Here is a 4,540-nt window from a genome sequence, read left to right on the forward strand (position 1 = left end):
CCCCTGCAAGGGGGGAGGGCCGGGGTGGGGGTCAGAGCCGAGGACTGACTATGCGGCATGACCCCCACCCGGCTCGCCCAGGGCGAGCCGACGTCCCCCTTTCAGGGGGAGGGAATCCGGAACGCTACTCGGCGACGATGAACGTGGTGCGGTCGAGGCCCGTATTGCCGGTCTCGGGGCTATGAGCATAGACGGTGCGTCGTAGACCCCTGCGCCGAACACCGGCACGCTGCCCTTGAACTGGCTGGTCTGGCCGGCGTAGACGAGATCGACCGGCGCGAGCTTCTCGCCGTTCCGCGTCACCAGCGCCTTCACGGTCAGCTTGTCCGCATCCCACAGCCGCCCGGCGTGATGGGACAGCCGCACATCAGCGCCACATTGGCGCGCAAATCGACGTTCGTCGTGTCCGGCGGCAGCTTCACATGGGCCGGCGGGTCGAGCACGTCGACCACATAGCCCGGCAGCTCGAGCACCCAGCCGTCGCCGCCGGTGATATGCGCGCCGGGCACGACCCATTGGGTGGCGCTCACCCGGTTGGCGGCTTGGGCTTGCGCGAGCGGGCCGTAGGCTTCCGCCTCGATCAGGCGGGGCGCGTCGAGGTCGAGCGTGGCGGTGAACTGCGCCGCCCCCTTGCTCGAGAGCACGGCACGCGCGCCGCGGTCCTCGTGCATGATCTTTTCGGTGTCGCCGGTCGAGCCCGCGGTGACGCCCTTGGCCAGGATCTCGCCCGTTTCGGCATCGCGCAGGATGACGCGCGCGCCGCCCATGGAGGTGCCGACGAATTTGGAGTCCTTGCCGAGCACGCGCACGGTGATCTCCGTGGGCTCGGCGAAGGCCGTTCCGGTGAAGCCGGTTAGCGAGACAGCAGCAAGGCTCGCGGCGAGCGCAAGCCGGGGCAGGGTAGGGATTCTCGTGAGGGTCGGCATGAACGACGGCATGGGGGCTCTCCCGCGTCAGGGTGGCGGTCGACGCCCACTCTAACGCGAGCGCGCACGGTCTCGCCATCCAGTGTGGAGACTTAGGAGAGAGACGCCTTGAGGGGCGTCAAAGGGGGCAGAGCCGGTAAGTTCTAGGATACGCCAGGATGGGACTACCTCGGGACTGCGGCACCGCCAAAGACGCCGGTGCCCTTCCATCTATTGTCCCCGATCCCGAAATTGCCGATGACGCCGACGGCTTTATTCGGGCCATTGTTCACAAACGAGCCAGCCGCAGCGCCTCTGACTCGATTCTGTCCCTCAAAGGCCAGACCACCGACAAAATGATTCTTACCCGTGGGGCACAGAACACCGCCGCCGCAGAGATTTCCACCAAAGTTGCGACCATCGAAGCCTGTAATGCTCAGATCGCCCTTACGTGTGCCGAAGTTCCAGTTCATGTTCATGTCGCCCTTGGCGATGTAGGGCGTGCTCCACGCTCCCCCTCTGGGCTTGTTGGATGCATAGCCGATGGCGCTGCCTGCGTAGGTCGCGTTTCCTTCAGTGGGCAGGTCCGCGGCGTCAGTAATGTCGCTTGCGATCCACCAGCCGCCGAGCGCCGTCGAACTCTCATTTTGAGAAGTCAACTTTGCTCCCCAGGTGCCGAAGTGAATAAAATCGCAATCGTCACACAAGCCGTTCGGCAAAGGGTTCCCTTCGACAAACTGACCGCTCGCCAGAGAGCCGGTTACAGCAGGATTAGTCGTCGCGGATCTGTTCACGAGACGGGGAAACCATCCCTCCCAAACCAATTCAGTCCAAGTTTCTGTGACGGCAGCGGTCTGTGCGCTTGCACCAAAATTTTGATCGGACTGATAGTTCTCCGAACCGGTGCTTCCATAACCAATGTTGTATTTGGTTCCGCTATAGCTATCGACCAGCAATGCGAGAAGGCTTGTGGGATCCATCTCTCGGACATCAATGATTCCCGAGACAGTATTGGTGCTCGGGGTCAATGTCAGGCTGGAGTCAGGCGCAAGGCTTCCCACGAATTGTGGGGCTCCGTCCGTAACAATGAAGCCCGAAGCATAGCCACGAAACTCACCTCCGACCCTCGTATCTGGTGCGGGGCCGGGCGGATTTGGATTGGACGTGTCCGGTGAATTCGTATCGTTCGGCGCGCTCGGAAGATTCTTGAGGCGATTCTGAAATTCCTTTTGGAGTTCCGCCTGGATCTGATCCTGGGTTGCCGTGTCTATGAGTTCGTCCGGCTCGCCATCGTTCTGGAAGAAATTGGGGCCTTGGTTCTGCGTATTGCTGGCCGTATTGTTGGTTCCGGACCGCCAATTCGAGTTCGTCAGAGCCGCCAGAATGAGATTGATGTCCTGCCGGGTCGTCGGACGGATCGTCGGCGTGCCGCTCGTCGTATCGATCGTGTACCCGGTCTCGTAAACGCGCTTGCCGCCAAGCTGCATATAGTTCCCGAACAGGAACGAGAAGATTCCACGATTGCCGCTCAGGCTTGCTTGGAACATGCCGCCGCGAATGGCGAGCGCGCCGGACGGCGTGTTCACGGTCACGCCGCCTTCGTTCTTGGACAGCTTGCCGCCGATGAAGCGCATGGTGCCCTTGGAGAAGGTGGCGACCAGCTCGCCGGTCTTCTTGCGCGGGTCGTAGACGAAGCGGTCGATGACGAGGTTGGAGTTTGGGCCGACGGTGAAGGTCGAGCCGTCCACCAGCAGGACCTGGACGAGGCCGCTATCCGTGGTGTTGATCCGCTCGTTGTAGAAGATCGACTTGCCGATATTGAGCTGCTTGTTGGGCGTGCCGGAAAGGCTGGAAAAGGCGTCCGGGTTGACGGCGGCGGCCACGCCGACCTTCTCGGCCTGGGCCGGGCCCGCGGCCAGCATCAGCGCGACGGAGAGGCCAAGCAGAAAGGCGGGCGTACGCGTGTCGCGCATCCCGAACAGACCGGTTGAAGATCTAGAGCGTCCCATCCCTCAGAACCTCTTCTGCACCCCGAGAAGAGTGATCAAGTCGTCATACGTCCTTATATCATAGTTAGACTTCTGATCGCGATATTCAACCTGTGGGACCAAAGCCCAGGTTTCCGCCACCGGGATCACCACGGCGGTGCGCGCCCACCAGGTCTCGTCTTCCTCCGATTCGAAGAAATTGATGGTCGGGTCCGGCGCGTCGTAGTTCCGCAAGATGATGCCGCCGCCGAGCTGCCAGGTCCACGGATACTGGCCCTGCCAGAGGAAATTGTCGAAAGTCCAGGCGAAGCCGCCCGACAGCGCGATTTCCCAGTCCGAATAGAAGTCTGCGGACGCGTCCTCACGCTGCACGTAGCCTTGGGTCGTGATCACGAAGCCGGGGCTCGTATAGTAGGAATAGGTCGCGCCGAGCCGGGTTTGCAGCCCGTCGCGCAGCGAGTTGGTCGGGAGCAGGTCGGTGTCGTTGAACTCGCGGTAGCGCGTCTCGACCCGCGCATCGAGCACGCTGCGCTCGGCGGAGAAGCTGAGCAGGCGGATGCCGGCGCCGGGCGCCGTGAAATAGGTCTCGTAGCCGAGATAGGCCAGATCGGCGATGGCATAGGTGTAGAGCCGGGTCTGGTCCCAGCCCCAGCGTTTCAGGTTCCAGCTCGGGCCGAGCGTGAACTCGAAGAAGTCGAGATCGATGTCCTGAAGCTCGTTCTCGAAATAGGCGGTCGAGTAAGCGAGGAAATCGAACTCGATTTTGTCGCCCTGTTTCTTCAGGTCGTAGGAATAGTGCAGGGTGCCGATGTTGAGCGCGCTCCACCCAGGCTGACCAACCGATTGATCGTCGAGGGTGAAGTCGATGCCGTTCAGTGTCACGCTGTTGGTGCCGGGTCCGAAATTCGCGTTGGTCTCGTAGCGGATGGCGCTGAAGATCGTGGCGGAGAAGGGCGGCGGATCGGCCGCGAGGGAAAGCTGCTGGATATAGAGCTGCACCTTTTGAGCGATGTCAGGCGGAACGCTCGGATTAGCGAGGACCTGCTCGAAATAGCTGCGCGCCACGTCGTAGGCGCGAGGCGGTAGTAGAGAATGCCGAGCTCGAGCTGAATGCGCGGGGTGTTGGGCGCGTAGATCAGCATGCGCTCCATGGTCGAGATGGCGCCTTCGTAGTCGCCGGCATCGGCCGAGAGCTTGGCGTATTCGAAAGCGAGGTCGAGATCGTTCGGGCGCGCGATCATCTCTTGCAGCAACGCTTCGCGCCGCTGCTCCGAGGCTTCCGCCGCGTAGCCGGAATTGTGGCCGCCCACAACCAGAGCGGCCATCGCACCGGCGATCGCCAACTTTCCCCACAACCTCATCAGGACCGCTCGGCCTTTCCGAGAGGCGTCTTTGCAGGATGACCCCACAACACCCGCCCATCCGCGCAAACGTTAGCCAGTTAACCTATTGGCGACAAGGGCGCCTGCGTGTTTCTTGAGTGTTTTCAATGCTTCTGTGGCCGCCGGGGCACGGCATTGTCACCCTATGGTTAATATCTGAGCGGAGGTCGGTTTGAGCCAGGCTAAGCTGTTGGATTTCATGAGGCGGCCGGACATGTACAACCCGGCGCCTGCAACCGTTGAGTGCATCGAGACTCACGCCTCG

The 4,540-nt window shown here is 61.9% G+C and carries 4 protein-coding genes; all 4 read right to left on the reverse strand.

All coding sequences use genetic code 11. The features are described 5' to 3' along the window. Nucleotides 1–48: 48 nt before the first annotated feature. The 4 genes from AUC71_RS20340 to AUC71_RS11580 all read right to left on the reverse strand — a co-directional run bounded on the left by AUC71_RS20340 (nucleotide 49) and on the right by AUC71_RS11580 (nucleotide 3,892). Nucleotides 49–366, reverse strand: a complete 318-nt coding sequence (locus AUC71_RS20340) for a hypothetical protein (protein ID WP_204376711.1) — start codon at nucleotides 364–366, stop codon at nucleotides 49–51. After that, nucleotides 318–938 (reverse strand): hypothetical protein, encoded by a 621-nt coding sequence (locus AUC71_RS11570; RefSeq protein ID WP_204376712.1) that lies wholly within the window; start codon nucleotides 936–938, stop codon nucleotides 318–320. Before AUC71_RS11570 ends, AUC71_RS20340 begins: the two co-directional genes overlap by 49 nt. 152 nt (nucleotides 939–1,090) lie before the next feature. Continuing rightward, a complete protein-coding gene (locus AUC71_RS11575; protein WP_069624388.1) occupies nucleotides 1,091–2,878 on the reverse strand; it encodes a FecR family protein in 1,788 nt (595 codons plus the stop codon). A gap of 39 nt (nucleotides 2,879–2,917) precedes the next feature. Next, a complete protein-coding gene (locus tag AUC71_RS11580) occupies nucleotides 2,918–3,892 on the reverse strand; it encodes a hypothetical protein (protein WP_158007811.1) in 975 nt (324 codons plus the stop codon). Nucleotides 3,893–4,540 lie beyond the last annotated feature (648 nt).

Source organism: Methyloceanibacter marginalis (assembly GCF_001723295.1).
In the GTDB taxonomy this organism is placed as follows: Bacteria; Pseudomonadota; Alphaproteobacteria; order Rhizobiales; family Methyloligellaceae; genus Methyloceanibacter; species Methyloceanibacter marginalis.

What these genes read in the sequence shown, in the direction of transcription:
- AUC71_RS11570 (WP_204376712.1), bottom strand. Translation starts at nt 938, where the DNA reads ATGCCGTCGTTCATGCCGACCCTCACGAGAATCCCTACCCTGCCCCGG.
- AUC71_RS11575 (WP_069624388.1), bottom strand. Translation starts at nt 2,878, where the DNA reads ATGCGCGACACGCGTACGCCCGCCTTTCTGCTTGGCCTCTCCGTCGCG.